Raw genomic sequence first — 25981 nt, forward strand, 5'->3', positions numbered from 1 at the left:
TCGGCATTGCGAAGTACTTCAGCTACATCGTCATCAAGTCGCCGTTCATCAAGACGCACTGTCCGATCGAACGGCTGTTTCCCAACCAGCGCTGACCGGCGCTTCCGTTTCGTCCATGCCCGACACCCCGCCTCGCTCCCGTCCGCCTGCCCGCTTCGTCCGGCTGGCCGAAACCGACAGACCCATGCTGACGTTGCAGATCGACGGCCAGCCGGCCACCGCGCTGGCCGGCGACACCCTGCTGGTGGCGCTGCTCGCCCACGGCCGGCGCGTGCGCGACAGCGAGTTCGGCGACGGGGCGCGGGCCGGCTTCTGCCTGATGGGCGCCTGCCAGGACTGCTGGGTGTGGACGCCGGCCGGCGAGCGCCTGCGCGCCTGCTCCACCCCCGTGACGGCGGGCATGTCGGTGTGCACGCGGCCGCCCGCGCAGCACTGGCCGGCGACGCCGGACCTGCTGCAATCCGTGCAGCGCCATGCCTCGGGGGCGGCAGCATGAGCCCTGCATCGCTCGCTCATCCCGCACGCATCGTCGTGGTCGGCGCCGGCCCCGCCGGCGTGCGCGCGGCGCAGGCCCTTGTGCAGGCCGGGCTGCGGCCCATCGTCATCGACGAGAGCCGGCGCGACGGCGGCCAGATCTACCGCCGCCAGCCCGAAGGCTTCAAGCGCCCCTATGCCAAGCTCTATGGCAGTGAGGCCGCCAAGGCGCAGGCGTTGCATCGCGACTTCGATGCGCTGCGCGCGCAGTTGGACTACCGACCCGACACGCTGGCCTGGAACCTGAGCGAAGGCGCCCTGCACGTGGTGCGCGAGGGCGAGCCGCAGACGCTGCCCTTCGATGCGCTGCTGGTGTGTTCCGGCGCCACCGACCGCCTGATGCCCGTGCCCGGCTGGCAGCGCGCCGGCTGCTACAGCCTGGGCGCCTCGCAGATCGCACTGAAGGCGCAGGCCTGCGCGATCGGCACGCGCGTCGCCTTCCTCGGCAGCGGGCCGCTGCTGTACCTGGTCGCGTCGCAGTACGTGCAGGCCGGCGCGCAGGTGGCGGCGGTGCTCGACACCGCGCCGGCCGCCAAGCCCTGGGGCGCCTTGGCCGGCCTCTTCGCGCGGCCGCGGCTCGCGCTGCGCGGCCTGGCGCTGATCCGCGGCCTGCGCCGTGCCGGCGTGCCGGTGCTGCAGGGCGTGACGCCGCTTCGCATCGACGGCGACGATGGCCTCGGCGTGCAAGCCGTGGCCGTGCTCGATACCAAGGGTCGCGAACAGCGCTTCGAATGCGATGCGGTCGGCCTGGGCTGGCACCTGCGCGCCGAGACGCAATTGGCCGATCTCGCGCGCTGCGAGTTCGACTTCGAGCCGCTGAGCCGGCAGTGGTTGCCGCGCATCGATGCCGACGGACGCAGCAGCACGCCGGGCGTCTACCTCGCCGGCGATGGCGCCCGCATCCTCGGGGCCGACGGCGCCGAGGCCGCCGGCCGACTGGCCGCGCTGGCGGCGCTCGCCGACCTGAGTCACGCGCCGGGCCGCGTGCTGTACGACGCCGAGTCCGCCGCGCTGCGCCGCACGCTGGCGCAGATGGACCGCTTCCGCGAAGGCCTGGCGCGCGCCTTTCCCTGGCCGCACGCGCAGGCCGCGGCACTGCCCGACGATGCGGTGGTGTGCCGCTGCGAAGCCGTGACGGCCGGCGAACTGCGGCGTTGCGTCAACGAGATGGACAGCCGCGAAGTCAACCGCGCCAAGGCCTTCAGCCGCGTCGGCATGGGCCGCTGCCAGGGCCGCTTCTGCGGCCATGCGTCGGCCGAGATCGTGGCGCAGGCCTGCGGTATTCCTGTCGAGCAAGTGGGACGGCTGCGCACGCAGGCGCCGGTCAAGCCCCTGATGATGAATACGCGCGAGGTGCAGGCATGAGCCCGGGACCACATGACACCGACGTGCTGATACTGGGCGGCGGCCTGATGGGCACCACCGCCGCCTTCTTCCTGCGCCGCGAGCACGGCCTGTCGGTCACGCTGCTCGAGCGCGAGCTGGTGGGCCGCCAGGCCAGCGGCACCAACTTCGGCAATGTGCGGCGCCAGGGCCGCGCGCTGGCGCAGATGCCGCTGGCCAACCGCGCGCGCGCCGTCTGGGGCCGCGTGAAGGAACTGCTGGGCGAGGACCTGGAGTTCGTGCCTTACGGCCATCTGCGCGTCTGCTACACCGAGAAGCAGGCCGCGGTGCTGGAGCAGCATGCGAAGGACGTGAAGCCGCTGGGCCTCGACCTGGAGCTCTTCAGTGCCGGGCAGCTGCGCCGGCGCTGGGGCATCTTCGCGCCCGAGGTGGTGAGCGGTTCGCTCTCGCCGAACGATGGCCATGCCAACCCGCGCCTGGCCGGCCCGGCCTTCGCGCGCGCGGCCCTGCGCGCCGGCGCGAACATCGTCGAGCATGCCGAGGTGATGCACGTCGAGCGCGACGGCACCGGCTTCGTCGCGCACACGGCAGACGGCCGGCGCTTTCGCGCGCCGCAACTGCTGGTGGCTTGCGGCGCCTGGTCGAACCGCATGGCCGAGCAGTTCGGCGAAGCCGTGCCGATGGACGCGCGCGGCCCGCAGATGGGCGTGACGGAGCCGCTGCCCTACGCGATCGGCCCGTCGATCGGCGTCTCATCGCCGGTCGAGCACGAGGGCCTGTACTTCCGCCAGATCGCGCGCGGCAACATCGTCTTCGGCGGCGGACTCAAGGGGCCGGCGCATGCCGACCTGATCCGTGCCTACGTGAAACCCGACAACGTGCTGCGCCAGCTGCGCGAGCTGCGGCGCCTGGTGCCGGCCTTCGAGCACGTGCAGCTGATCCGCGTGTGGAGCGGCATCGAGGGCTACACCGGCGACTGGCAGCCGGTGATCGGCCCCAGCGCCCGCGTGCCGGGCCTGCACTACGCCTTCGGCTTCAATGGCGAAGGCTTCGCGATCAGCCCGGGTGTGGGGGAGACGATGGCCGAGTTGATCGCCACCGGGCGCACGTCGACGCCGATCGAGAGCTTCTCGATCGGCCGGTTCGCTTCCGAGTTGGCGAAGCAGGCGGCCTGAAGCGGTTGGGGTGCGGAGGCGGGCGGTGTGCCCTCACCCTAACCCTCACAAAGCGTCCGGAGTCAAGACCCAATGCACTCCGAGCCTGTGCGGGCCCCTACATCGCCATCACCACGAAGACTTTTCGGAGCGTCTCATGCACCTGCCATTCGCCGGTGGTGTGCTGCGGAAAGAACAGCGTGTCCCCCGCGCGGATCTGAAGCGGCTCGCCGCCGGTCGGCGTGAAAGTGCAGGCGCCCGCGAGGATGTGCATGACCTCGGCGTTGGGCAGCTGGCGTTCGAAGCGGCCGGGTTCGCATTCCCAGATGCCGCTGTTGTTGCCGCCGGCGCCTGCCAGCTCGACGTCGATGCCGCGCAGGCGGCACGGCAGCTCGCTCAGCGGGCGCGCGGGCGTGCCCTGGTCTTGCAGGCCATCGATGGTGGCCGATTGGTGCAGAACGGTGATGCTTATGAGGATGAAGAGGAAAGAGGAGGAGGGGATGCGGGTTCGGCTGGCGGGGCAAGGGCGCGCTCGGCCACCTCGCAGAACCAGCGCACGCCCAGCGGCAGCGCATCGTCGTTGAAGTCGTAGCAGGGGTGGTGCAGCGCGCGATCGCCCTCCGGGCCCGGATCGGCGCGGCCCTGGCCCAGCCACAGGTAGGCGCCGGGCCGGCGCTTCAGCATGAAGGCGAAGTCCTCCGAGGTGAAGGCCGCGCGCGGCGCCGTGTCGGCTTGCAGGCCGATGGCGTTGGCCGCGGCGAGCGCGAGCACGGCCTCGTCGCTGGTATTGACCGTGGCCGGGTAGTAGCGCACGTAGTTGACTTCGGCCTGGGTGCCGCTGGCCAGCGCCACACCATCGACGGTGGCGCGCAGCGCGGCCTCGATGCGGTCCTGCGATGCGGCGTCGAAGCTGCGCACGGTGCCGGTGATCGACACCTCCGCGGGCAGCACGTTGTGGCTGTGGCCGCCTTCGATGCGTGTCACCGACAGCACCGCCGATTCGCCGGGGTCGATGCGGCGCGAGACGATGGTGTGCAACTGGGCGACGAGCTGGCTCGCGGCAAGGATCGCGTCGGGCGTGTGATGCGGCTGCGCCGCATGGCCGCCGCGGCCGCGCAGCACGATGTCGAAGCGGTCGGCCGCGGCCATGATCGGGCCGGCCCGCGTCTGCGCGTAGCCCAGCGGCAGGTCGGGCCAGTTGTGCAGCGCATAGACGCTGTCGCAGGGGAAGCGCTCGAACAGGCCGTCATCGATCATCGCGCGCGCACCGCCCTTGCCCTCTTCGGCCGGCTGGAAGATGAAGTGCACCGTGCCGTCGAAGCGGCGCGAGCGCGCCAGCTGGCGCGCGGCGCCGATCAGCATGCTGGTGTGGCCGTCGTGCCCGCAGCCGTGGTGCACGCCCGGCGTGCGGCTGGCGTGGGCGGCGCGCCCGAGCTCGACCATCGGCAGCGCGTCCATGTCGGCGCGCAGGCCCACGCTGCGCACGCCGCTGCCGCAGCGCAGCGTGCCGACCACGCCGGTGCCGCCGACCCCTTCATGCACTTCGAGGCCGAGCAGCCGCAAGGCCGCGGCCACCACGCCGGCCGTGCGCCGTTCCGCGAACGCGAGTTCCGGATGCGCATGCAGGTCGCGCCGCAGCGCGACCAGTTCGGGCAGCAGGTCGGCGACCGGCGCGGCGATCGCCTGCAGCGTCAACGCCCGGCCTCGACGGCATCGGCCAGTTCGGCCAGCGTGTGGAAGTGGTAGTCGGGCTGGGTGTGCTTGGACTCGAGCGTGCCGCCGGAACCCTTCTGCCCATGGCGGCGCTCGATCCAGCAGGTGGTGATGCCCAGCTGCTTGGAGATGCCGATGTCGTGGTACTGGCTTTGCGCCACGTGCAGGTTGTCCGCCTGCTTGTAACCCCAGGCGCCTTCGAAGCGGCCGCGGGCGTAGGCGAAGTAGCGTGCATCGGGCTTCTCGCACAACGCGTCGTCGCAGCTCAGCAGCATGTCGAAGGGAGAGCCCAGCGTCTTGTCGAAATGGGCCAGCGCCCACTGCTGCGCGTTGGTCATGGTCACCAGCTTGAAGCGCTTGCCGAGCCGCTTCAGTGCTTCCACCGAATCGGGGAACGCCGGCCACTGCGCCACCGAATCGCGCAGGCCCTGCGCGAGCGCGTCGGTGTCGGGCAGGCCGAGTTTCGGCGCGATGGCGTGCCAGCAGCGCTCCAGATCGTCGGGGTACCAGCCGGCCTTGCCGTCGGCGCGCGCATAGCGGTAGGCGGCGAGGAAGTCCTCGTCCGTCACGCGGGTCTCGGGCACGGCAGAGCGCAGGTAGGCGAGCATGCCGCCTTCGAAATCGATCAGCGTGCCGACGACGTCGAAGGTGAGCACCTTGAAATCTTGCAGGGACATGGTGAAAGCTCCAGTGATGACGGCAATGCCGGTGCCATGAGCATAGGGGCCGCTTTCTGCATGGCCGAACCGAACTGGGTCTGCGCTGCGGCACAGGATTTCGTTGTCCGCGCCGTGCCGGCATCTTCTTCTGCCGCGTGCGACCCGCCGACGTCGGCAGGCCGCGACGAGGGCCTTCAGATCAGCGCGCTGATCGCCTCACCCATCTCGATCGTCGTTGCCTTGCCGCCCAAGTCGCCCGTGCGCGGGCCCGCCGCCAGCACTTGCTCGATGGCCCGCACGATCGCATCGTGCGCTTCGCGATGTCCGAGGAAATCGAGCATCAGCGCGCCCGACCAGATCATCGCCACCGGGTTGGCAATGCCCTTGCCGTAGATGTCGGGCGCAGACCCGTGAACCGGCTCGAACAACGAAGGAAACTTGCGGTCCGGATTGAGATTGGCCGACGGCGCCAGGCCGATCGTGCCGGTGCAGGCCGGTCCCAGGTCGGACAGGATGTCGCCGAACAGGTTGCTGGCCACCACGACGTCGAAGCGCTGCGGCTGCAGCACGAAGCGCGCCGACAGGATGTCGATATGCTGCTTGTCCACCTTCACTTCGGGATAGCCGCTGCCGACCGCGTCCGCGCGACCGTCCCACCACGGCATGCTGATCGCGATGCCGTTGCTCTTGGTCGCCACCGTGAGCTGCTTGCGCGGCCGGGACTGCGCGAGGTCGAACGCGTACTTCAGCACCCGGTCGGCGCCGAAGCGGCTGAACACCGATTCCTGCACGACCACTTCGCGCTCCGTTCCCTCGAACATCACGCCACCGAGATTGGTGTATTCGCCCTCGGTGTTCTCGCGCACGATGTAGAAGTCGATGTCGCCGGGCTTGCGGCCGGCCAGCGGCCCGGGCACCCCTTCGAACAGACGCACCGGGCGCAGGTTCACGTACTGGTCGAACTCGCGCCGGAACTTCAGCAACGAGCCCCACAGCGAAATGTGATCCGGCACCGTGTCCGGCCAGCCGACCGCGCCGAAGTAGACGGCGTCCATGCCTTCGAGCCGGGACTTCCAGTCGTCGGGCATCATCTGCCCGGTCTTGACGTAGTAGTCGCAACTGGCCCAGTCGATGTGCGTCACGGCCAGTTCGATGCCGAAGCGGCGCGCGGCCTTCTCGAGGACGCGCAGGCCCTCGGGCATCACTTCCTTGCCGATACCGTCGCCCGGAATGGCGGCGATGCGAAGCGTCTTGCTCATGGTGTCTGCCTTCTTGTCGATGTTCAGTACGCGGATGCGCCGGCGGCGCTCATGGCGCTCTCGGTGCCGAGGCCGAATTCGCCGGCCAGGCGACGCGCGGCCTGTGCGAGCAGCGTGACGTCGATGCCGACCGCCACGAAGGTGGCACCGAGCTCGAGGTACTTGCGTGCCAGCGCGAGGTCCGCGGTCAGCGTGCCGGCCGCCTTGCCGCTCGCGACGATGGTGCGGATGGCGCGGTCGATGGCGGCCTGGACCTCGGGATGCCCCGGTGCGCCGCGGTGGCCCATCGACGCGGCCAGGTCGGCGGGGCCGATGAACACGCCGTGCACCCCGTCGACGGCGCAGATCTCTTCGAGGTTGTCGAGGGCGGTGACGGTCTCGGCCTGCAGCAGCAGGCAGACCTCGTCGTTGGCAGCGCCCAGGTAGTCGCGCCGGGCACCCCAGCGCGAGGCCCGCGCCACGGCAGCGCCGACGCCGCGCACGCCCTCCGGCGGATAGCGGGTGGCCGCCACCAGCGCGCGCGCCTGTGCAGCCGTGTCGACCATGGGCACCAGCAGGTTCTGCACCCCGATGTCGAGCAACTGCTTGATCAGCGCGGTGTCGCCGCTGACGGCGCGCACGACCGGCTGGCCGGGATAGGCCGCGACCGCCTGCAGCTGCGCCAGGGTGCTGCGCACATCGTTGGGTGCATGCTCGCCGTCGATCAGCAGCCACTGGAAGCCGGCGGTTGCGCAGACTTCCGCGCTGTAGGGCTGCGCCATCGACAGCCAGAGACCGATCTGCGGCTGTTTGGCGAGCAGTGCGTGCTTGAAGGAATTATTCATGACCGTTGCTTCCATTCAGTCCAGCCCGCCCTGGCACACGTACTTGGTGTGCAGGTAGTCGTCCAGGCCGTGGACCGAGCCCTCGCGGCCATAGCCCGACTCCTTCACGCCGCCGAAGGGCGCGGCCTCGGCGGCCAATGCGCCTTCGTTGATGCCGACGATGCCCGACTCCAGCGCATCGGCCACCCGCCAGATGCGACGCAGGTCTTGCGAGTAGAAGTACGCGGCCAGTCCGAACGGCGTGTCGTTGGCCTGCGCGATCACGTCCGCCTCGGTGTCGAAGCGCGTGATCGGTGCCACGGGCCCGAAGGTTTCCTCGCAGGCACAGGCCATCGTCGCGTCGACGTCGACGAGCACCGTGGGTGCGTAGTAGTGGGGTCCCAGCGCCGCCAGGCGCTCGCCGCCGGCGAGCACGCGCGCGCCCCGGGCGACGGCGTCGCGGACATGGCGCTCGATCTTCTCGACCGCGCGGACATTGATCATCGGGCCGATCTGCGAGGCGGCATCGGTGGCGGGCCCGATCTTGAGCGCCGCGACGCGCGCGCCGAGCTTGTCGGCGAAGGCGTCGTGCACGCTGCTGTGCACGAACACGCGGTTGGGGCACACGCAGGTCTGTCCGCCGTTGCGGAACTTGGCGGCCATCAGCCCTTCGACCGCAGCATCGAGGTCGGCATCCTCGAACACGATGAAGGGCGCGTTGCCGCCCAGCTCCAGGGACAGCTTCTTCAGCGTGTCGGCCGAACGACGGGCGAGGTGCTTGCCCACCGGCGTGGAGCCGGTGAAGGTGATCTTGCGCACGCGCGGGTCGTCCAGCCAGACGTCCACCACCTCGGGCGTGCGTTCGCGCGAGGCGGTGACGATGTTGAGCACACCGGGCGGCACGCCGGCCTGTTCGGCCAGCGCAACCAGCGCCAGCGAGGTCAGCGGCGTGTCCTCGGCCGGCTTGCAGACCACGGTGCAGCCGGCGGCCAGCGCCGGGGCGATCTTGCGCGCGATCATCGCGGCGGGAAAATTCCACGGCGTGATCGCAGCGACCACGCCCACCGGCTCCCTGAGCGCGAACATGCGGCGCCCCGGCAGCGGGGCGGGAATGACGTCGCCATTGGCGCGCACGGCCTCTTCGGCGAACCACTCGATGTAGCTGGCGGCGTAGGCGATCTCGCCCTTTCCCTCCGCCAGCGGCTTGCCCTGCTCGCGCGAGACCAGGCGCCCCAGGTCGTCCTGGTTCGCCATCACGAGGTCGTTCCAGCGCTTGATGATCTGCGAGCGCTGCTTGGCGGGAAGCTTGCGCCAGGCGGTGAACGCGCTGTGCGCGGCGTCGACGGCGGCGCGCGCCTCATCGGCGCCGCTGTCCGGCACCTGGGCGATCCGTCCTCCGGTGGCGGGATCCGTCACGTCGAGCGTGCGGCCGGTGGCGGCGCGCCACTCGCCGGCAATGAAATTGGCGCTGCGCAGCAGGCCGGGTTGGGAAAGCGTCAGGGGCATGGTTCCGGGAATCGGTGGGTTGGGCTAACGAAGGAAGGCTCAGCTCACGATGCCCATGTGCCAGGGCACGAACTCGTGATCGCCCAGGCCCAGCAACTCGCTCTTGGTCGGTTCACCCGAAGCGGCGCGCAGGATGTGCTGGAAGATGCGCTCGCCCATCTGCTGCACGTCGAGTTCGCCGTCCAGGATCAGGCCGCAGTTGATGTCCATGTCGTCCTCGAGACGGGTGAACATGGCCGTGTTGCTCGCGAGCTTGATGGTCGGCGACGGCTTGGAGCCGAACATCGAGCCGCGGCCGGTCGTGAAGCAGATCAGGTTTGCGCCGCTGGCGATCTGGCCGGTCGAGGCCACCGGGTCGTAGCCGGGCGAGTCCATGAACACGAAGCCGGACTTGTCGATAGTCTCGGCATATTCGTACACCGCCTGCAGCGGCGTGGTGCCGCCCTTCATCGCAGACCCGAGGGACTTCTCGAAGATGTTGGCCAGCCCGCCGGCCTGGTTGCCGGGGCCCACGACGCCATTGAACTGCCCGTTGTGGCCGCGTGTGTACTCCTCCCACCAGGCGAGGCGGTCGAGCAGTTTCTGCCCCACTGCCGGGCTCACGGCGCGGCGCGTGAGCATGAACTCCACGCCATGGATTTCCGGGGTCTCCGAGAGGATGGCGGTGCCGCCGTGGCGCACCAGGATGTCCATCGCCGCGCCCAGCGCCGGATTGGCAGTGATGCCGGAGAAGCCGTCCGAGCCGCCGCATTCCAGGCCGATCTTCAGGTGCGCCGCGCTGACCGGCTGGCGCTTCACGTCGTTCGCGGCGGGCAGCATGGACTCGATGGCCGCAATGCCCGCGGCAATGGTGGCGCGGGTGCCGCCGGTGTCCTGCATCACGAAGGTTCGCACATGCGGGCCGGGCACGAGACCCTGCGATGCCACGAGGTCGGCGACCTGGTTGCGTTCGCAGCCGAGGCCGACGATCAGCACGCCGGCGAGGTTCGGATGGCGCGCATAGCCGGCAATGGTCCGGCGCAGCACGTCGAAGTGCTCGCTCGGCGACGACATGCCGCAGCCGCTGGTCTGCGCGAAGGCCACCACGCCGTCGACATTCGGGTACGGCGCCAGGCGCTCCGGCGTGAAGTGGGCGGCGATCTGCTTGATGACGGTGGCCGAGCAATTGACCGACGAGATCAGGCCGACGAAGTTGCGCGTGGCGACGCTGCCGTCCGGGCGCACGATGCCCATGAACGTGGCGCGCTCGGCCTCCGGGACGTAGTCGACGGGGCGCACGTCCTCGCAGAAGCCCGGGTCGCGGTCGAAGTCGACCAGCTCGAGGTTGTGCGTGTGCACGTGCTCGCCGGGCTCGATGTCGCGCATGGCTGCGCCGATGACGGTGTCGTACTTCCTGACCTTCTCGCCGGCGGCGATCCGGCTCGCCGCGATCTTGTGGCCGGCAGGCACCTGCGCGCGCACGCGCAGGCCCAGCTCCGGCAATGCCTGGCCCAGCGCGATGGGGGCGCGGGCGATCAGCACGTTGTCGTTCTCGTGCAGCCGGATGAGCGGCGAAGGGGCGGCGACGGCAGCGGTGGCAACAGCGGTCATGCAGATCTCCTGGCGGGTTCGCCTCAGTTCTTGCTCATCAGCTCCTTGAGCTTGAGCCTCTCGATGAGCAACTTTTCCTTGGCCACGCTGGCGCTCACGTATTTCTCGTAGTCCGGCGCGTCGAGGTACATGAGCGGCGCGTCGATCCTGGCGCAGGCGGCGGCGAATTCCGGACTCGCGGCGGCGACCTTGAAGGCCGCGCGCAGCCGGGCGGCGACGTCCGCGGGCAGGCCCTTCGGCGCGCCGATGCCGTTGGGTGCATCCACCACGACGTTGTAGCCGGCCTCTTTCAAAGTGGGCGCGTCCTTGAACTCCGTCGTGCGCTGCTCGCCCCAGGTGGCCAGGAGGCGCAGCTTGCCCGACTTGACATGCGGCGCCCAGGAGCTGGAATCGGCCAGCACATCGACGTGGCCGCCCATCAGCGCCTGCAGCGCCTCCGCACCGCCCTTGAAGGGAATGGCGTTGAACTTCACGCCGGCGGCGATGGCGAACTCCTCCATGCCGACATGCGTCGCGCCGCCCAGGCCGGCGGTGCCGTAGGTGATCTTGTCGGGGTTGGCCTTGGCGTCGGCCACCAGGTCCTTGAGCGTCTTCCAGGGCGCTTCGGCACGCACCGCGATGCCGAAGGTCTGGCCCGAAACGCGCGCGATGTAGCTGAGGTCCTTGAGGGGATCGACCTGCACCATGCCGAGCTGCGAAAAGCGCGTCACCGAGATCGGGATCTGGCCGATCGTGTAGCCGTCGGGCTTGGCGCTCGCCAGCGCCTTCAGGCCGATCATCCCGGAGGCGCCGGTCTTGTTGTCCACCACGACCGACTGCCCGAGCTCCCTGGCCGCGGCGGTGCACAGCGCGCGCATGGTCACGTCCGCAGTGCCGCCGGCGGGCCAGGGGCAGATGAAGGTGACGGGACGATCGGGGTAGCCGGCCGCGACAGCGTGCGTGGCGGCGAATGGAAGCATGGCGGCGCCGAGGCTGCCCAGCATGAACTGGCGGCGATTGGATCGCATTGTCTTGTCTCCTGATTGCATCGTGGGAAGCGCCGATTGTTCAGGGTCTCATCATTACAATCCAATGAAGTTACCGACTCTCTTCTTTCCTATTGGGTTATGAACGATGCCTGCCATCGATCGCGTGCTTCGCTCCAACCTGAAGCTGCGGCATCTGCAGTTGCTGGTGTCGCTCGACGAGTTCCGCCATCTCGGCCGTGCGGCCGAATTCCTGTCGGTCACTCAGCCGGCGGTATCGAAGACGCTGGCGGAGATCGAACGCATGTTCGACCTCGAACTCTTCGTGCGTTCGACACGCGGGACGGAACCGACCGCCTACGGATCGGCCGTGGTGCGATTCGCGCGGTCGGTGCTGGCCGACTACGGCCGCACGCGCGACGAGATCGCTGCCGTGGCGAGCGGCGCGGCAGGCCGGACCAGCGTCGGCGCCATGGTGGTCGCCACGCCCTCCTTGCTGATGCGTGCCGTCGCGTTGCTGAAGGAGCGTTCGACACAGACCACCGTCATGATCGAGGAGGGAGATCTCACCCGCCTGCTGCCGCGCTTGCGCGTCGGCGAGCTGGATCTCTTCGTCGGGCGGCTCGAGCCGGGGTATGCGGCGCCGGACCTGAAAACCGAAGCCTTGTACGCCGAGCCCATGTGCGTCGTGGTGCGGCCCGACCATGAACTGGCGTCCGCCGCCAGGCCGACCTGGCGCCAGCTTGTTCAACGGCCGTGGGTGGTGCCTCCGCCCTGGGCGTCGTCGCGCATGAAGCTCGAGCAGATGTTCTACAAGCATCGCCTGGTGCCGCCTGTGGACATCGTCGAGACGGCATCCTTTCTCGTGACGCTCAGCTGCATCCGGGAGCGATCCGCCGCCGGCTTTCTTGCGCTTGGCGTGGCGCGGCATTTCGAAGGCGAGGGCCTCGTCAAGGCGCTCAGGCTGGCGGTCCCGATCGAGCTGCCGCCGGTTGGCATGATCACGATGCACGGGCGCAACCCGACGCCGGCTACCGAGCAACTGATGCGATGCCTGCGGGCCGCCGCGGCCGAGCGCATGTCGACCGAAGCTGCCCTGTAGCGGCCTGTCAGCGCTTCTTCCCGTCGAGCGCCTGCATCGACTTCATCGAGGAGCGGCGAGCAGATCGCCCCCCAGGGCGGAGGCGGCCGAAACGGGATAAGGGCCTTTGCGCCGCACTGCCCGGACGAACTCCATGGCCTGCACCTGCTGCGCGCTGTACTCGGCCGCGGGGCCGGCCGGGAAATGCTTCGGATCCTTGTCCATGGCGATCAGCAGCAGATCGTCCGTCGTCAACGGATCCGAGCCTTGGGCGCGGTCCGCCAGGCCGACCTCGAGCGCGAAGGCCCATTCCGCCGGCGCCGCTGGATCCTTGCGCAGCATGCGCGCCGCGAGCTTCGCGGCGTTGGGACTCAGCCGGGCGATCATTGCAAAACATTCATCCAGATGCACGCAGACCTCCAAAGTTGGCCGGGGGATGCTGCCAGCGCCAGCGAAATTGGCTGTAGGCGGCATCCGTTATCCGGCGTCGGCCTTGCACGCGCCACGGCTGTGCAGGCCAGGAAAACTGATTTCCGCTCGCGTCCTTGCGCCGGCCGGCCGCCTTGCGCAAACTCCGGCGCCACCAAGGAGACGACATGGACGAGACACTGCAGCAGGAACTCCTGATCCGCCGGCTGGTCGAGCGCTGGGCGGTCTGGCGCGACGCCGGCGACTGGGAGCGCTTCGCCACCGTGTGGCATCCCGAGGGCGTGATGATGGCCACCTGGTTCCAGGGCCCGTTCCGCGACTTCATCCGCGTCACGCGGGAGGGTTGGGCCAAGGGCGTGAGCATCCTGCACTTCCTGGGCGGCTCGGCCATCGAGGTGGCGGGCGAGCGCGCCATCGCGCAGACCAAGATGACCATCTCGCAGCGCGGCATGGTCGAGGGCGTGCTCTGCGACGTGGTGTGCACCGGCCGCTTCTACGACTTCATCGTCAGGCACGAAGGCGAATGGAAGCTGCTGCATCGGCAGCCGATCTACGAGAAGGACCGCATCGATCCCGTCGACCCGGCCGCAACCGTCGAGCTCGATGCCGAAGCGCTGGCGAAGTTTCCCGAGGGCTATCGCCATCTCGCCTACATCCAGACCCGCATCGGCTACACGGTCAAGCTCGACATGCCGATGCTGAAGGGCGAGGCGGTCGAGGCGCTGTACCGCCGCGGCACCGCGTGGCTGGCCGGCGGTGCGCTCGAGCGCTGAGCCCGGCAGCGCGCCATGGACCATTGCCTCACCCGCCGCGCGGCGCTCGGCGCCGCGCTGGCCTTCACCGCATGCGCTGCCATCGCGCAGGGCGCCTACCCCGACCATCCGCTGCGCATCGTCGTGCCCCAGCCGGCGGGCGGCGGCTTCGACTTCGTCGCCCGCACGCTGGCCGACCGCCTGGGCAAGCAACTGGGCCAGCCGGTGGTGGTCGAGAACCGGCCGGGCTCGGGCACGGTCGTCGGCACCGACCTGGTCGCCAAGGCGCCGGCCGACGGCTACACGCTGCTGCTGGGCTCGGTGTCGAACCTGGCCTTGAACATGGGCATGTACCGCAACCTGCCCTACGACAGCCTGCGCGACTTCGAGCCGCTGGGCCTGGCCGTGGCCTACAGCTACACGCTGATGGCGCGCAAGGAGCTGCCGCAAGCCACGCTGAAGGAAGTGATCGGCCACGCCAAGGCCAACCCGAAGAAGCTCAACTACGCATCGGCCGGCAACGGCTCGGGCCAGCACGTGATTGCCGCGGCGCTGTGGCATGCGGCGGGCGTGGAGCTGACCCACGTGCCCTACCGCGGCGCACAGGCGGCCTACCAGGACCTGATCGGCGGCCGCGTCGACCTGTTCTTCGATCTCTCGTCGACCGCGCGCACCCAGATCGATGCCGGCACGGTGCGCGCGCTCGCGGTTTCCGGTGCGGCGCGCATCCCGACGCAGCCGGACATCCCGACCATCGCGCAGACCGGCGCGGCGCCGCTGGAACTGGAATCGTGGTTCGGCCTGTTCGCGCCGGCGAAGACGCCGCCCGCCATCCTGGAGCGCTTGCGAACCGAACTCGCACGCGTGATCGCGATGCCGGAAGTGACCGAGACCTTCCGCAAGGCCGGCGGCAAGCCGCTCGCGCTTTCGGTCGCCGACACGCGTGCGCTGGTGCAGAAGGACGTGGAGCGCTGGAGCCGGATCGTGCGCGAGCTCGACATCCGGCCCGAGTGAGCGCTCAGCCGTTGCGGAACAGGAAGCTGTAGGCATTGAGCGCCGGCACGCCGCCCAGGTGGGCATAGAGCACCTTCGAGCCCGGTGCGAACTCTCCACGGCGCACCCTGTCGATCATTCCGTGCATCGACTTGCCCTCGTACACCGGGTCGGTCAGCATGCCTTCCTGCCGCGCGCAAAGACGGATGGCTTCCAGCGTGCCTTCGTTGGGAAGCCCGTATTCGGGGCCGCCGTAGCGCGTGTCGAGGATCACGTCCTCTTCGGCGATGTCGCGGCCCAGCCCGACGAGCTCGGCGGTGCTGCGCGCGATGCGCAGGATCTGCGCCCGCGTCTGCTCGGGCTTGGCTGATGCGTCGATGCCGATGACGCGGTCTGCGCGGCCGTCGGCCGCGAAGCCGACCACCATGCCGGCCTGCGTGCTGCCGGTGACCGAGCAGACCACGATGTAGTCGAACTTGAAGCCCAGTTCGGCCTCCTGTGCGCGCACCTCTTCGGCGAAGCCGACGAAGCCCAGCCCGCCGAAAGGATGCTCGGAGCAGCCGGCCGGAATCGGGAAGGGCTTGCCGCCGGCCTTGCGCACATCGTCCATGGCCTGCTCCCAGCTCGGGCGGATGCCGATGTCGAAGCCGGCCGCGTCCAGGCGCACATCGGCACCGAGGATGCGCGACATCTCGATGTTGCCCACGCGGTCGTAGACGGCATCCGAATAGTTGACCCAGTTCTCCTGCACCAGCACGCACTTGAGCCCCAGGTGCGCGGCCACGGCGGCGACCTGGCGCGTCTGGTTCGACTGGATGCCGCCGATGGACACCAGCGTGTCGCAGCCCTGGGCCAGCGCCTCGGGAATCAGGTACTCGAGCTTGCGCGTCTTGTTGCCGCCGAAGGCCAGGCCGCTGTTGCAGTCCTCGCGCTTGGCATAGAGATCGACCTTGCCGCCCAGGTGTGCGCTCAGGCGCTTGAGGGGGTGGATCGGCGTGGGGCCGAAGGTCAGCGGATAACGGGGGTAGCGGCTCAGGTTCATGGCGATGCTCCTTGGGTGCGGCGATGGGGCCATCGTAGGAAGAAGTGCGGTTCACAGGGTTGTGAAAACTGGGCTTTCAACGCACCATGAGCATCCTGCTGATCAGTTCGTCAGCGTTTCATTTCACGATGGCCAAAAATCAAGCAACAAAAGTTCGTAGTGCGCCGGAAGCGGCGTCTCTGCTCGATCGCACCGACAAATCGATTCTTCGGGCACTGCAGCGCGATGCCTCGATCTCCAACGTGGCGCTGGCCGCCAAGGTCCATCTGAGCCCGCCGGCCTGCCTGCGCCGCGTCGAGCGTCTGAAGCGCTCGGGAATGATCGGCGCCACGGTCGCGCTCCTGAATCCGCAGGCGCTCGGCGCGGGCATGCTGGTGATGATCGGCGTGGTGCTCGACCGCTCGACGCCCGAGTCCTTCAGCGACTTCGAGAAGGCCGCGGTGAAGATCTCCGGCTGCATGGAGTGCCACGTCGTGACCGGCGAGTTCGACTACTTCATGCTGGTGCGCACCGCCGACAGCGAGAGCTTCAACCGGCTGCACGCTGAGCAGCTGCTCTACCTGCCGGGCGTGCGGCAGATCCGGTCCTTCATTGTGATCAAGCAGGTGCTGTCGACGACGCAGATCCCGCTGGCCTGAGCATGAACACCTTCACCACTTCGGCCAGCCCCGTCGCCTGCTCGCGCAGCGACCGCGAGGCCGCGGCCGATTGCTCGACCAGGCTGGCGTTCTGCTGCGTCATCTGGTCGAGCTGGGAGATGGCCTGGGTCACCTGGCCGATGCTGTCGCTTTGCTCGGCCGTGGAGGCATTGAGCTCGGCCATCAGGCCCGTCACGCGTTGCACGGCGGCGACGATCTCGGCCATCGTGCGTCCCGCATCCTCGACCAGCTGAGCGCCCGAGGCCACGCGCAGCACCGAGTCGCCGATCAGGCCCTTGATCTCGCGCGCGGCCTGCGCGCTGCGCTGCGCGAGGTTGCGCACCTCCGTCGCCACCACCGCGAAGCCGCGGCCCTGTTCGCCCGCGCGCGCCGCCTCGACCGCGGCATTGAGCGCGAGGATGTTGGTCTGGAAGGCGATGCCGTCAATCACGCCGATGATGTCGCCGATCTTCTTCGACGCGGCCGTGATCTCGTCCATGTTGGCGACCACCTGGCCCACCACCGCGCCGCCGCGCGTGGCGGCCTGCGCGGCCGAGCCCACGAGCGCGCGGGCCTGGCGCACGGCATCGGCGTTCTGCTGCACGGTCTCGGTGAGCTGGTGCATCGAGGCCGAGGTCTGCTGCAGGCTGGAGGCGGTGGACTCGGTGCGCTTCGACAAATCCTGCTGCCCGCTTGCGATCTCCAGCGCGGCCGTGCCGATGGTGCTCGACGCCTGGTCCACATGCCCGATCGCGCCGGCGATGCGTTGCAGCGCCGATTGCAGCAGGCGCGCGGCCGGCGAACGCGCTTCGATGTTCACGCCGTCGAGCGCGAGGCGTTTGCCCTGTTCCAGCCGACTGACCAGCTGGTGCAGCTCGTGCCCCTGGACCGCATCGCGGCGCATGCGCTCGCCGATCAGGATCTCGAAGCCGGTCTGCACCACCACGTAGCCGGCGTGCAGCAGCACGATCGCGAAGTCCGGCTCGGTCGTGCAGTAGACCGGAAAGCCCAGCGCCTGCAGGCGGTCGAAGGCCACGTGGTGCACGGCGATCGCGCCGGCGCCGATGACCAGCGGCTTCCAGTCGCGGTAGAGGAGGAGAAAGGCCAGCGTGACGAAGACGCCGAAGTGGTATTCGACGCGCCCCATGCCGAGCTGGATCTGCAGCGCCACGGTGGCCATCAGCAGCACCGGGAACGTGCAGCGTGCGAGCAGGGTGCCGCGCGCGAGCGCATGGAGCGCGAGGCCGACCGCCATGAGCAGGCCAGCGGCGCCCAGCGCCGGTCCGAAGCTCCCCTGGACGAAACCGAGGCCTGCGGCCATCAGGCACCCCAGGGTCAGCGCGCCCATCATCCACGAGTCGGCCTGTCGTCTCAGGCTGGCCAGGTCCAGCGAGGCCGAGGCCCCGCCGAGCGATGTATTCATCTTCGATCTCCGCAGTTGGTGAAGGGAGTACGGATGAATATCGGCAGGAGAGGGGGCCTTGTTTAGAGCTGGTCGGTCGGTACAAACCACGAGAACAGCAGCAGCTGCAGCCGCGTCAGCATGCTCGAGTCGGGCTCGTCGTCGAGCACCTCGTTGGTCTCGTCGCCGGTGCCCACCCATTGCACGCTCTGGCCGTCGGGCTTGAGGACCACGCGGTAGACGCCCTCGATGTCGTCCAGCAGGTAGGCATAGAGCAGCGCCTGCGTGAGCTCGAAGCTGTGCACGCGCACGCCGAACTCGGTGTTGAGCCGCTCGGAGCGCGGATCGAGGTTCATCGAGCCGAGCAGCACCCACTCGCGATCGATCAGGGCCAGCTTGGCATGCAGGCGGCCGCGGGCCTGGCGCAGCAGGCGGCGGATCTGCGTGTTGCGCTTCAACTGCTGCGTGCTCACCTCGAGCAGTTCCACGCCGGTCTGAAGCAGCGCGACGCGAAAGCGGTTGTAGTTGACGTTGACCAGCGGTTCGTCGCTGTCGGCCAGCGAGTTGGTGATGATGGTGATGCGCAGGCCGCGCGCGCGGGCGGCGCGGATCCGCTCCATGCCCTCGTCGCCGGGGATGAAGTAGGGCGAGATCACCAGCACTTGCGACTTGGCAGTCGCCATCGTGGCGTACCAGCGGCGCGCCAGCGTCTCCATGCCGGGCGGCCGGGTGCCGAGCGCCTTGTTCGGGCTGTCGGCCAGGGCTTGGGCCTCGGCGCGCATCCAGCGCAGCTCGCCGCGCGCGAGCTGCTCGGCGAGGCGCGGCTCGCTGAGGATGTCGCTCTCCGGCGGCGCATCGGGCCAGGGCGCGTGCTGCGCCGAGGTGGCGAGGTCGAACTCGGCCACCAGTTGTTCGGTCGGGTCGGCCGCGCGCACCATGCGCTGCAAGGGGTAGACCACGTCGCTGTTCCAGTAGTCGTCGAAGATGCGCGCGGACTGCGGCACCACCGGGCCGGCCATCAGCAACTCGAAGTCGATGAAGTTCGCGCCTTCGCTGCGCAGGAAGTACTCGTCCGCGAGGTTGCGCCCGCCCGCGATCGCGATGGCGCCGTCCGCGATGAAGAGCTTGTTGTGCATGCGGTGGTTGAGCCGCTTGAAGTCGGTGAAGAAATCCAGCCAGCGCGTGGCCGAGTGCTCGCGCCCGTTCACGAAAGGGTTGAACAGGCGCACCTCGGCCTTCGGCTCGGCGGCCAGCGCCAGCAGCAGGCGGTCGAGCCCGCCCGTATAGAAGTCGTCGAGCAAGAGGCGCACCCGCACGCCGCGCCGCGCGGCATCGCGCAGCTCGCGCAGGATCAGGAGGCCGGTCTTGTCCTTGCCGAGCTGGTAGGTCTGCACGTCCAGCGAAGCCTGCGCGCGGCGGATCAGTTCGAGCCTGGCGTCCAGCGCGAAGCTGGCCTGGGGCAAGGGCCGCACGGCCGACAGCTCATCGGGCTGGGTGTTGAAGGGGGCGACGATGCGGCCCAGCTCGGTCTGTGCGGAGACGGGTGTCGCCAGCTCGGGCGGCTGGGGCTCGCGCGGTGGCAGGCCGGCACAGCCCGCCGCAAGACATGCCAGGCCCATGGCGGCACGCCGCAGCAACGGAAGAAGACGGGCGAAAAGGTCTGGCATGGCGCGGGACGGATGGTAGCCGCGCGACCCTGCCTCGAAGGAGCGGCCTGTCTACGGGATTGTTGAGTCTTCATTTAATTCACCAATAGAATGCGAATCACTCTTAACAAGATTTCGGGATGAGGGTTTGAACTCCAGTTTTTCCGCGCGGCGCAAGGCCGCATCGCTCCTGGCCGGATGCCTGGCCGTGTCTGCGCAATCGCAGGTTTTTGCCCAAGCGGGCAGCGGCGCCGTTCTGCCGGAGGTGCGGGTCGACGCCAGCGCCGAAACCGAATCCGCCACCAGTCCGGTGATCGGCTATCGCGCGAAGAACGCCGCCACGGCGACCAAGACCGACACGCCGCTTTCCGAAACGCCGCAGGCGGTGACAGTGATCACGCGCGACCAGATCGTGGACCAGGGCGCGACCAACCTGCAGGATGCGCTGGGCTACGCGGCCGGCGTGCGTTCCGACGCCTACGGCCTCGACGCGCGCAGCGATTCTTTCCGCGTTCGCGGCGCGTATCCCGACGTCTACCTCGACGGCCTGCGCCAGGCCTACGGCTACTACACCAGCACCACGCGCACCGAGCCCTACACGCTCGAGCGCCTCGAGGTGCTGCGCGGGCCCTCGGGCATGCTGTTCGGATCCGGTACCGCGGCCGGCATCGTCAACATGGTGAGCAAGCGACCCTTGCTCGAAACCCAGCGCGAAGTGGGCATCCAGTACGGCAGCTGGAACCGAAAGCAGATCCAGGCCGACCTGACCGGGCCGCTGACCGAGGACGGCCAGTGGTCCTACCGGCTGATCGCGGTGCAGCGCAAGGCCGACACGCAGGTCGATTTCGTGCCCGACGACCGCAGCCTGATCGCGCCCTCGCTGACCTGGCGCCCGAGCGCGGCGACCTCGCTCACGCTGCAGGGCCTCTACCAGAAGGACAAGAGCGGCTCGAGCTCGCAATTCTTCCCGTGGGAAGGCACGATCCTCCCGAACCCGAACGGGCGCCTGCCGACCAGCCGCTTCATCGGCGAGCCGGGCGACTACTACGACAGCGAGCGCAAGACCTTCGGCTGGCTGTTCGAGCACAAGTTCAACGAGAACTTCACTTTCCGCCAGAACTTCCGCCACGCGCAAAACGAGAACGACAACAGCTACCACTGGGGCGACTTCTTCACCATCACCGGCGGCTGGGGCGCCGACCCGGTCGGCAAGAGGCGCCTGTCGCGCTCGCTCGACAGCTCGCTCACGCGCAATCGCATCGACACGCTGGACAACCATCTCGAGAGCCACTTCGATACCGGCGCGCTCAAGCACACGCTGCTGGTCGGCGCCGACTACCAGCGCCATCGCGAGAACGTGTGGGGCGGGATCTCCACCAGCGAGATCGACGCCTATGCCCCGGTCTACGGCAATCGGCTGGAACCGGAACGCACGGCGCGGCCGCGCACCACGCAGCGCGCCACCGGCGTCTACCTGCAGGACCAGATCAAGCTGGGAAACTGGAACTTCATCGCCGGCCTGCGGCACGACCGCGTCGTCGCCGGCGCCGAGGGCAGCGAGGATTCGAGGGACAGCGCCACCAGCAAGCGCTTCGGCGTGCTGTATGCCTTCCCGTCGGGCTGGTCGCCGTACGTGAGCTATGCCGAGTCCTTCACGCCGCAGTCGCCGCGTGACGGCCGGGTGTTCAAGCCGCTGCGCGGCGAGCAGTGGGAAGTCGGCGTCAAGTACGAGCCCGCGGGCCGCAGCCTCGCCTTCAATGCCGCGGTCTACGATCTGCGCGAGAAGAACCAGATCGCCCAACCGCTGCCCAACGTCTACGCGCAGATCGGCCAGACCAAGACGCGCGGCGTCGAGCTCGAGGCCAAGGGCTCGATCACGTCGAACCTGGATGTCACGGCGCACTACAACTACACCGACCTCGACCCGCAGCTCGAAGGCCTGCCACGCCACCAGGCGGCGCTCTGGGCCAAGTACCGCTTCGCCATCGCCGGCACGCCGGGCTTTTCGGCCGGCGCGGGCGTGCGCTACATGGGCGCCTTCCGCGATGTCTCCTTCGGCGGCTACGGCCCGCGCATCCCCAGCGTCGCGCTGCTGGACCTCGTGTTCGCCTACGAGACCGCGAAGTGGCGCTATGCGCTGAACATCAACAACGCGACGGACAAGGAGTACTTCAGCACCTGCCTCGCGCGCGGCGACTGTTGGTGGGGTACGCGCCGCAACGTGGTGGCCAGCGCCACCTACCGCTTCTGAACCCCTGAGAAAAAACCGCGATGAACAGCCGACGAATCAAGACCTGGGCCTGGGTGCACAAGTGGAGCAGCCTGGTCTGCACCGTGTTCATGCTGCTCTTGTGCATCACGGGGCTGCCGCTGATCTTCCATCACGAGATCGGCCACTTGCTGGGCACCGAGGTCGATGCGCCGAAGATGCCCGCCGGCACGCCGCGCGCAAGCCTGGACCGCGTGATCGAGGTCGCGCATGCGCTGCATCCGGAGCGCGTGGTGCAGTTCGTCTCGCAGCCGGAGGACGACGACGGCCTGTGGTTCGTCACGCTCACGCCCACGCCGGCGCCGACCGAGGACTTCAAGTCGGTTGCGGTCGATGCGCGCACGGCCAAGGTGCTGGCGCAGCCCAAGTTCGACGAGGGCTTCATGTACGTGATGTTCAAGCTGCACGTCGACCTGTTCGCCGGCCTGCCCGGCAAGCTGTTCCTCGGCTTCATGGGCTTGCTGCTGCTGGTGGCGATCGTCTCCGGCGTGGTGCTCTATTCACCCTTCATGCGCAAGCTGGACTTCGGCACCGTGCGGCGCGAGCGCCGGCCGCGTCTCAAGTGGCTGGACCTGCACAACCTGCTGGGCATCGTGACGCTGGTGTGGGCCTTCACGGTCGGCGCCACCGGCATGATCAACACCTGGGCCGACCTGATCATCAAGTACTGGCAGTACGACCAGCTGAGCACGCTGCTCGCGCCCTACCAGGGGCAGCCCGAAGTGCCGAAGGCCGAGCGCGGCTCGGTGCAGCGCTCGCTGGACGTGGCGCTCGAGCGTGCGCCGGGCAACAAGGTTTCCTTCATCGCGTTCCCGGGCACGGCCTTCTCGAGCCCGCATCACAACACCGTGTTCCTGCGCGGCAGCGAACCCTTCACTTCGCGCCTGCTGCAGCCGGTGCTGGTCGACGCCAAGACCAATGCGATCACGGCCAGCCCCGAGCTGCCCTGGTACCTGACAGGACTCCTGGTCTCGCAGCCGCTTCACTTCGGCGACTACGGCGGCATGCCGATGCAGATCCTCTGGGCGCTGCTCGACATCGCGACCATCATCGTGCTGGGCAGCGGGCTCTATCTGTGGCTCAAGCGCGGCAACGCCGTGCCGGCCGCAGCGCGTGCCGACGAAGCGGCACATCAGGCGGCCGTTCCGCTGGCGCAGCCCACGGCGGCGAAGGCGGGCTCATGACGAAGCACCACCAGCGCCCTCGCTTCTGGCCCATGTGGGGCTGGCCGATCGTGCTGGGCGTGCTCACTTGCATCGGGCTGGTGTCGGCGCTCTTCAGCGACGGCGGTGTTGGCGATGCGCTGGCGTGGGTCGCGCTCGGCATTCCGTGCGCGGTGGGCGCCTGGTACGGCTGGCGCCGGCCTCGGCGTTCGTAGGCGCGGCCTCGATCCGGCGCCATAGGGTCTTGCCCGTCGTGGCGGCGCGGCGGCTGGCCGCAGAATCGCCGCGATGAAATCCTCCGTCGCCACGGCCTGCCTGCTGCTTGCCGCGTCTTCCGCCTCGGCGCAGGATGCCGAGTCCGCACCCACGCTGCGCGAGATCACGGTCTCCACGCCGCGCGGCGCGGCGCGGCCCTTCGATGTGCCCGGTTCGGTCGACCGCGTGGAAGGCAACGAGATGCGCGACGCACGCCTGCAGGTGAACCTGTCCGAAAGCCTGGGTAGCGTGCCCGGGCTGCAGATCCAGAACCGCCAGAACTACGCGCAGGATCTGCAGCTGTCGATACGCGGCTTCGGCGCGCGCTCCACCTTCGGCGTGCGCGGCGTGCGGCTCTATGTCGACGGCATCCCGGCCACGCTGCCCGACGGCCAGGGCCAGACCTCCAACATCGACATCGGCTCGGCCGACCGTGTCGAGATCCTGCGCGGGCCTTTCTCGGCGCTCTACGGCAATTCCTCGGGCGGCGTGGTGCAGGTGTTCACCGAGGACGGGCAGGGGCCGCCGCTGCTCGGCTTCTCGCTGGCCGGTGGCAGCTTCGGCACTGCGCGCGTCGGCAGCAAGCTCAGCGGTTCCTCGGGCGCTATCGACTACCTGCTGAGCGCCAGCCGCTTCCACACCGACGGCTGGCGCGAGCACAGCGCGGCGGATCGCGAGATCCAGAACGGCAAGCTGGGCTTCCGGCTCGACGACGGCAGCAAGCTCACGCTGGTCTTCAACAGCGTGCATCTTTATGCGCAGGACCCCCTGGGGCTGTCGGCCAGCCAGTACGCGCTGAACCCGCGCGGCGTCGATCCGGTCGCCACGCAGTTCGATACGCGCAAGACCGTGGACCAGCAGCAGCTCGGCCTGAGCTACGAGCGCCGCATCGATGCCGCGAACACGCTGCGCCTGATGGTCTACGGCGGCCAGCGCAGCACCGTCCAGTTCCAGGCGATCCCGACCTTCGTGCAGCAGAACCCGCTGCATGCCGGCGGCGTGATCGACCTGGCGCGCGACTACGGCGGCGTGGACCTGCGCTGGAGCGCCAGGCTGCAGCTGGCCGATAGGCCCTTCGACCTGGTCGCCGGCCTGGCCTACGACGGCCTGCGCGAGCGCCGCCGCGGCTGGGAGAACTTCGTCGGCCGGTCCAGTGCGCCACTGGCCCTGGGCGTGCTGGGCCGCTTGCGCCGCAACGAGCGCAACGAGGTGCGCAACCTCGATCCCTACGTGCAGGGCAGCTGGCGCTTCGCCGATCGATGGACGCTCGAAGCCGGCGTGCGACGCAGCAACGTGCGCTTCTCCTCGCACGATCTCCACATCGTCGGCCCGAACCGCGACGACAGCGGCAGCGCGCGCTACCGCAAGACCCTGCCGGTGGCTTCGCTGCGCTACGAGGCCACGCCCGATCTGGCGCTCTACGCCTCCGTCGGCCGCGGCTTCGAGACGCCGACGCTCAACGAGCTCTCCTACCGCGCGGACGGCTTCGGCGGGCTCAACTTCGCTCTGCAGCCTTCGGTGAACACCAGCGTCGAGGTCGGCGCCAAGGCGCGCCTGGGTGGCGGCCTGCTCACAGCGGCGCTGTTCCAGACACGGACGCGCGACGAGATCGTGACCAACACCAACTTCGGAGGCCGCGCCACCTTTCAGAACGCCGGCCGCACCCAGCGCGACGGCTTCGAGCTCTCCTGGCAGCACGAGACGGCGAACCATTGGCGCACGCAGCTCGCCTACACCTGGCTCGATGCGCGCTACCGCGACGGCTTCTGCTCGCCGACGCCTTGCAGCGCGATCAGCACGGTGCCGGCGGGCAACCGCATCCCTGGGATCGCGGAGCATGCGCTTTTCGCGTCCTTCGGCTGGGTGCCGCCCGAAGGCTGGCGCGCCGGTACCGAGTTGCGCGCACTTGGGCGCATCCAGGCCAACGACCGCAACGACGCTGCAGCACCCGGCTACGCGGTGGTGGCGCTCTATGCGGGCTACCTCAAGCGCTGGGAGCGTTGGGAGTTCAACGCCTTCGCGCGCGTGGACAACGTCTTCGACCGGCGCTACATCGGCTCGGTGATCGTCAACGAGTCGAACATGCGCTATTTCGAACCCTCCCCGGGCCGCAACTGGACGATCGGCATGGGAGCGGCGTATCGTTTCTGAATGGATTTCAGGGACCGACGCGATGCGGGCCGCAAGCTCGCCAAGGCACTGGACGCGTGGCGCGGGCGCCCCGATGTCGTCGTGCTCGCGCTGCCGCGCGGCGGCGTGCCGGTGGCCTGGGAGGTTGCGCATTTCCTGCACGCGCCGCTCGATGTGCTGGTGGTGCGCAAGCTCGGCTTTCCGGGCCAGGAAGAATTCGCGATGGGCGCCATCGCATCGGGCGGCGTGCGCGTGATGTCGGAGCTGCCCGGCTTCTGGCCGGTGTCGGAGCGGGCCATGGAAGCTGTGGTCGCGCGCGAAACGGAAGAGCTGGCACGGCGCGAGCAGCTCTACCGCGGCCAGCGCGCGCCGCTCGCACTCGCGGGGCATGTCGTCATCCTGGTCGACGACGGCCTCGCCACCGGCGCCACCATGCATGCAGCCGTGCTGGCGGCCCGTGCCGCAGAGCCGCAGCGCATCATCGTGGCCGTGCCGGTGGCCTCGCGCGAGGCGGTCCAGTTGCTGAGCACCGTGGCCGACGAGGTGCTGAGCGTGTTCACGCCCGAGCATTTCCGGGCGGTCGGCCTCTGGTATGCGGACTTCGCGCAGACCAGCGACGAAGAGGTTCGAGAACTGCTGCGCCAGCGGCGCTGA

At 69.0% G+C, this 25981-nt stretch carries 24 protein-coding genes and 1 pseudogene; 13 read left to right on the plus strand and 12 right to left on the minus strand.

The genetic code is table 11. From position 1 onward, the window contains the following. The 4 genes and pseudogenes from BLS74_RS35065 to BLS74_RS10600 all read left to right on the plus strand — a co-directional run. Positions 1–95, plus strand: a pseudogene (locus BLS74_RS35065) (Lrp/AsnC family transcriptional regulator); the annotation flags it as partial. Between the two features lie 20 nt (positions 96–115). After that, entirely contained in the window at positions 116–496 is a 381-nt protein-coding gene (locus BLS74_RS10590) for a (2Fe-2S)-binding protein (protein ID WP_093105496.1), read from the plus strand. Then, on the plus strand, positions 493–1899 hold the full coding sequence (locus tag BLS74_RS10595; RefSeq protein WP_093105499.1) for an FAD/NAD(P)-dependent oxidoreductase: 1407 nt from the start codon (positions 493–495) through the stop codon (positions 1897–1899). The genes BLS74_RS10590 and BLS74_RS10595 overlap by 4 nt, the downstream gene beginning before the upstream one ends. Further along, positions 1896–3053 carry an NAD(P)/FAD-dependent oxidoreductase gene (locus BLS74_RS10600; RefSeq protein WP_093105501.1) on the plus strand — a complete coding sequence of 386 codons (1158 nt, stop codon included), beginning with the start codon at positions 1896–1898 and terminating at the stop codon, positions 3051–3053. The genes BLS74_RS10595 and BLS74_RS10600 overlap by 4 nt, the downstream gene beginning before the upstream one ends. Before the next feature lie 97 nt (positions 3054–3150). Here the strand turns inward: BLS74_RS10600 and BLS74_RS10605 are convergent, their stop codons facing one another. The 8 genes from BLS74_RS10605 to BLS74_RS10640 form a co-directional block, all read right to left on the minus strand. Next, entirely contained in the window at positions 3151–3504 is a 354-nt protein-coding gene (locus tag BLS74_RS10605; protein ID WP_093106131.1) for a cupin domain-containing protein, read from the minus strand. Beyond that, positions 3501–4727 (minus strand): M20 aminoacylase family protein, encoded by a 1227-nt coding sequence (locus BLS74_RS10610; protein WP_093105504.1) that lies wholly within the window; start codon positions 4725–4727, stop codon positions 3501–3503. Before BLS74_RS10610 ends, BLS74_RS10605 begins: the two co-directional genes overlap by 4 nt. Continuing rightward, positions 4724–5422 (minus strand): HAD-IA family hydrolase, encoded by a 699-nt coding sequence (locus BLS74_RS10615; RefSeq protein WP_093105505.1) that lies wholly within the window; start codon positions 5420–5422, stop codon positions 4724–4726. Before BLS74_RS10615 ends, BLS74_RS10610 begins: the two co-directional genes overlap by 4 nt. A gap of 176 nt (positions 5423–5598) precedes the next feature. Further along, on the minus strand, positions 5599–6663 hold the full coding sequence (locus BLS74_RS10620) for a tartrate dehydrogenase (protein ID WP_093105508.1): 1065 nt from the start codon (positions 6661–6663) through the stop codon (positions 5599–5601). A gap of 23 nt (positions 6664–6686) precedes the next feature. Further along, entirely contained in the window at positions 6687–7487 is an 801-nt protein-coding gene (hpaI, locus tag BLS74_RS10625) for a 4-hydroxy-2-oxoheptanedioate aldolase (protein WP_093105511.1), read from the minus strand. A gap of 15 nt (positions 7488–7502) precedes the next feature. Next, complete coding sequence (locus BLS74_RS10630) at positions 7503–8972, minus strand: NAD-dependent succinate-semialdehyde dehydrogenase (RefSeq protein WP_093105513.1); 1470 nt, start codon at positions 8970–8972, stop codon at positions 7503–7505. Positions 8973–9011: 39 nt separating this feature from the next. Further along, positions 9012–10562 carry a UxaA family hydrolase gene (locus tag BLS74_RS10635; protein ID WP_093105516.1) on the minus strand — a complete coding sequence of 517 codons (1551 nt, stop codon included), beginning with the start codon at positions 10560–10562 and terminating at the stop codon, positions 9012–9014. Between the two features lie 23 nt (positions 10563–10585). Further along, a complete protein-coding gene (locus BLS74_RS10640; protein ID WP_093105518.1) occupies positions 10586–11569 on the minus strand; it encodes a Bug family tripartite tricarboxylate transporter substrate binding protein in 984 nt (327 codons plus the stop codon). Positions 11570–11675: 106 nt separating this feature from the next. On the opposite strand from BLS74_RS10640, the gene BLS74_RS10645 reads away from it, so the two are divergent. Next, on the plus strand, positions 11676–12629 hold the full coding sequence (locus BLS74_RS10645; protein WP_093105521.1) for a LysR substrate-binding domain-containing protein: 954 nt from the start codon (positions 11676–11678) through the stop codon (positions 12627–12629). A 42-nt stretch (positions 12630–12671) separates the two neighbouring features. On the opposite strand, the gene BLS74_RS10650 is transcribed toward BLS74_RS10645, so the two are convergent. Further along, positions 12672–12995 carry a hypothetical protein gene (locus BLS74_RS10650; protein ID WP_093105525.1) on the minus strand — a complete coding sequence of 108 codons (324 nt, stop codon included), beginning with the start codon at positions 12993–12995 and terminating at the stop codon, positions 12672–12674. A 209-nt stretch (positions 12996–13204) separates the two neighbouring features. Here BLS74_RS10650 and BLS74_RS10655 point away from each other — a divergent pair, with 209 nt between their 5' ends. Then, positions 13205–13810: a nuclear transport factor 2 family protein gene (locus BLS74_RS10655; RefSeq protein WP_093105528.1), complete on the plus strand. Its 606-nt coding sequence runs from the start codon at positions 13205–13207 to the stop codon at positions 13808–13810. 15 nt (positions 13811–13825) lie between these two features. Beyond that, positions 13826–14803, plus strand: a complete 978-nt coding sequence (locus tag BLS74_RS10660) for a Bug family tripartite tricarboxylate transporter substrate binding protein (RefSeq protein WP_093105530.1) — start codon at positions 13826–13828, stop codon at positions 14801–14803. Between the two features lie 4 nt (positions 14804–14807). Here the strand turns inward: BLS74_RS10660 and BLS74_RS10665 are convergent, their stop codons facing one another. Further along, a complete protein-coding gene (locus BLS74_RS10665; protein ID WP_093105533.1) occupies positions 14808–15824 on the minus strand; it encodes a 1-aminocyclopropane-1-carboxylate deaminase in 1017 nt (338 codons plus the stop codon). A 128-nt stretch (positions 15825–15952) separates the two neighbouring features. On the opposite strand from BLS74_RS10665, the gene BLS74_RS10670 reads away from it, so the two are divergent. Continuing rightward, positions 15953–16462, plus strand: coding sequence for an Lrp/AsnC family transcriptional regulator (locus tag BLS74_RS10670; RefSeq protein WP_093106134.1), 510 nt, complete (start codon positions 15953–15955; stop codon positions 16460–16462). Here BLS74_RS10670 and BLS74_RS35530 read toward each other — a convergent pair. After that, the gene (locus tag BLS74_RS35530) at positions 16422–17885 is read right to left on the minus strand and encodes a methyl-accepting chemotaxis protein (RefSeq protein ID WP_170855574.1); all 1464 of its coding nucleotides are present in this window, start codon (positions 17883–17885) and stop codon (positions 16422–16424) included. The two genes, BLS74_RS10670 and BLS74_RS35530, sit on opposite strands and share 41 nt — an antisense overlap. Before the next feature lie 62 nt (positions 17886–17947). After that, the gene (locus BLS74_RS10680) at positions 17948–19531 is read right to left on the minus strand and encodes a phospholipase D family protein (protein ID WP_093105536.1); all 1584 of its coding nucleotides are present in this window, start codon (positions 19529–19531) and stop codon (positions 17948–17950) included. A 127-nt stretch (positions 19532–19658) separates the two neighbouring features. Here BLS74_RS10680 and BLS74_RS10685 point away from each other — a divergent pair, with 127 nt between their 5' ends. From BLS74_RS10685 to BLS74_RS10705, 5 genes are all read left to right on the plus strand, one after another. Further along, positions 19659–21761, plus strand: coding sequence for a TonB-dependent siderophore receptor (locus BLS74_RS10685; RefSeq protein WP_093105538.1), 2103 nt, complete (start codon positions 19659–19661; stop codon positions 21759–21761). A gap of 20 nt (positions 21762–21781) precedes the next feature. After that, entirely contained in the window at positions 21782–22963 is a 1182-nt protein-coding gene (locus BLS74_RS10690) for a PepSY-associated TM helix domain-containing protein (RefSeq protein WP_093105541.1), read from the plus strand. Next, positions 22960–23157 (plus strand): hypothetical protein, encoded by a 198-nt coding sequence (locus BLS74_RS10695; protein ID WP_093105544.1) that lies wholly within the window; start codon positions 22960–22962, stop codon positions 23155–23157. Before BLS74_RS10690 ends, BLS74_RS10695 begins: the two co-directional genes overlap by 4 nt. 73 nt (positions 23158–23230) lie before the next feature. Next, positions 23231–25348 (plus strand): TonB-dependent receptor family protein, encoded by a 2118-nt coding sequence (locus tag BLS74_RS10700; RefSeq protein WP_093105546.1) that lies wholly within the window; start codon positions 23231–23233, stop codon positions 25346–25348. Continuing rightward, the gene (locus tag BLS74_RS10705) at positions 25349–25981 is read left to right on the plus strand and encodes a phosphoribosyltransferase (RefSeq protein ID WP_093105549.1); all 633 of its coding nucleotides are present in this window, start codon (positions 25349–25351) and stop codon (positions 25979–25981) included.

Origin of the sequence: Variovorax sp. CF079, from assembly GCF_900101545.1 — a bacterium.
Classification (GTDB): Bacteria; Pseudomonadota; Gammaproteobacteria; order Burkholderiales; family Burkholderiaceae_C; genus Variovorax.

Coding starts and splice junctions, on each gene's coding strand:
- BLS74_RS10590 (WP_093105496.1), top strand. CDS start 116: ATGCCCGACACCCCGCCTCGCTCCCGTCCGCCTGCCCGCTTCGTCCGG.
- BLS74_RS10595 (WP_093105499.1), top strand. CDS start 493: ATGAGCCCTGCATCGCTCGCTCATCCCGCACGCATCGTCGTGGTCGGC.
- BLS74_RS10600 (WP_093105501.1), top strand. CDS start 1,896: ATGAGCCCGGGACCACATGACACCGACGTGCTGATACTGGGCGGCGGC.
- BLS74_RS10615 (WP_093105505.1), bottom strand. CDS start 5,422: ATGTCCCTGCAAGATTTCAAGGTGCTCACCTTCGACGTCGTCGGCACG.
- BLS74_RS10620 (WP_093105508.1), bottom strand. CDS start 6,663: ATGAGCAAGACGCTTCGCATCGCCGCCATTCCGGGCGACGGTATCGGC.
- hpaI (WP_093105511.1), bottom strand. CDS start 7,487: ATGAATAATTCCTTCAAGCACGCACTGCTCGCCAAACAGCCGCAGATC.
- BLS74_RS10630 (WP_093105513.1), bottom strand. CDS start 8,972: ATGCCCCTGACGCTTTCCCAACCCGGCCTGCTGCGCAGCGCCAATTTC.
- BLS74_RS10635 (WP_093105516.1), bottom strand. CDS start 10,562: ATGACCGCTGTTGCCACCGCTGCCGTCGCCGCCCCTTCGCCGCTCATC.
- BLS74_RS10640 (WP_093105518.1), bottom strand. CDS start 11,569: ATGCGATCCAATCGCCGCCAGTTCATGCTGGGCAGCCTCGGCGCCGCC.
- BLS74_RS10645 (WP_093105521.1), top strand. CDS start 11,676: ATGCCTGCCATCGATCGCGTGCTTCGCTCCAACCTGAAGCTGCGGCAT.
- BLS74_RS10650 (WP_093105525.1), bottom strand. CDS start 12,995: ATGATCGCCCGGCTGAGTCCCAACGCCGCGAAGCTCGCGGCGCGCATG.
- BLS74_RS10655 (WP_093105528.1), top strand. CDS start 13,205: ATGGACGAGACACTGCAGCAGGAACTCCTGATCCGCCGGCTGGTCGAG.
- BLS74_RS10660 (WP_093105530.1), top strand. CDS start 13,826: ATGGACCATTGCCTCACCCGCCGCGCGGCGCTCGGCGCCGCGCTGGCC.
- BLS74_RS10665 (WP_093105533.1), bottom strand. CDS start 15,824: ATGAACCTGAGCCGCTACCCCCGTTATCCGCTGACCTTCGGCCCCACG.
- BLS74_RS10670 (WP_093106134.1), top strand. CDS start 15,953: ATGGCCAAAAATCAAGCAACAAAAGTTCGTAGTGCGCCGGAAGCGGCG.
- BLS74_RS35530 (WP_170855574.1), bottom strand. CDS start 17,885: ATGAATACATCGCTCGGCGGGGCCTCGGCCTCGCTGGACCTGGCCAGC.
- BLS74_RS10680 (WP_093105536.1), bottom strand. CDS start 19,531: ATGCCAGACCTTTTCGCCCGTCTTCTTCCGTTGCTGCGGCGTGCCGCC.
- BLS74_RS10690 (WP_093105541.1), top strand. CDS start 21,782: ATGAACAGCCGACGAATCAAGACCTGGGCCTGGGTGCACAAGTGGAGC.
- BLS74_RS10695 (WP_093105544.1), top strand. CDS start 22,960: ATGACGAAGCACCACCAGCGCCCTCGCTTCTGGCCCATGTGGGGCTGG.
- BLS74_RS10700 (WP_093105546.1), top strand. CDS start 23,231: ATGAAATCCTCCGTCGCCACGGCCTGCCTGCTGCTTGCCGCGTCTTCC.
- BLS74_RS10705 (WP_093105549.1), top strand. CDS start 25,349: ATGGATTTCAGGGACCGACGCGATGCGGGCCGCAAGCTCGCCAAGGCA.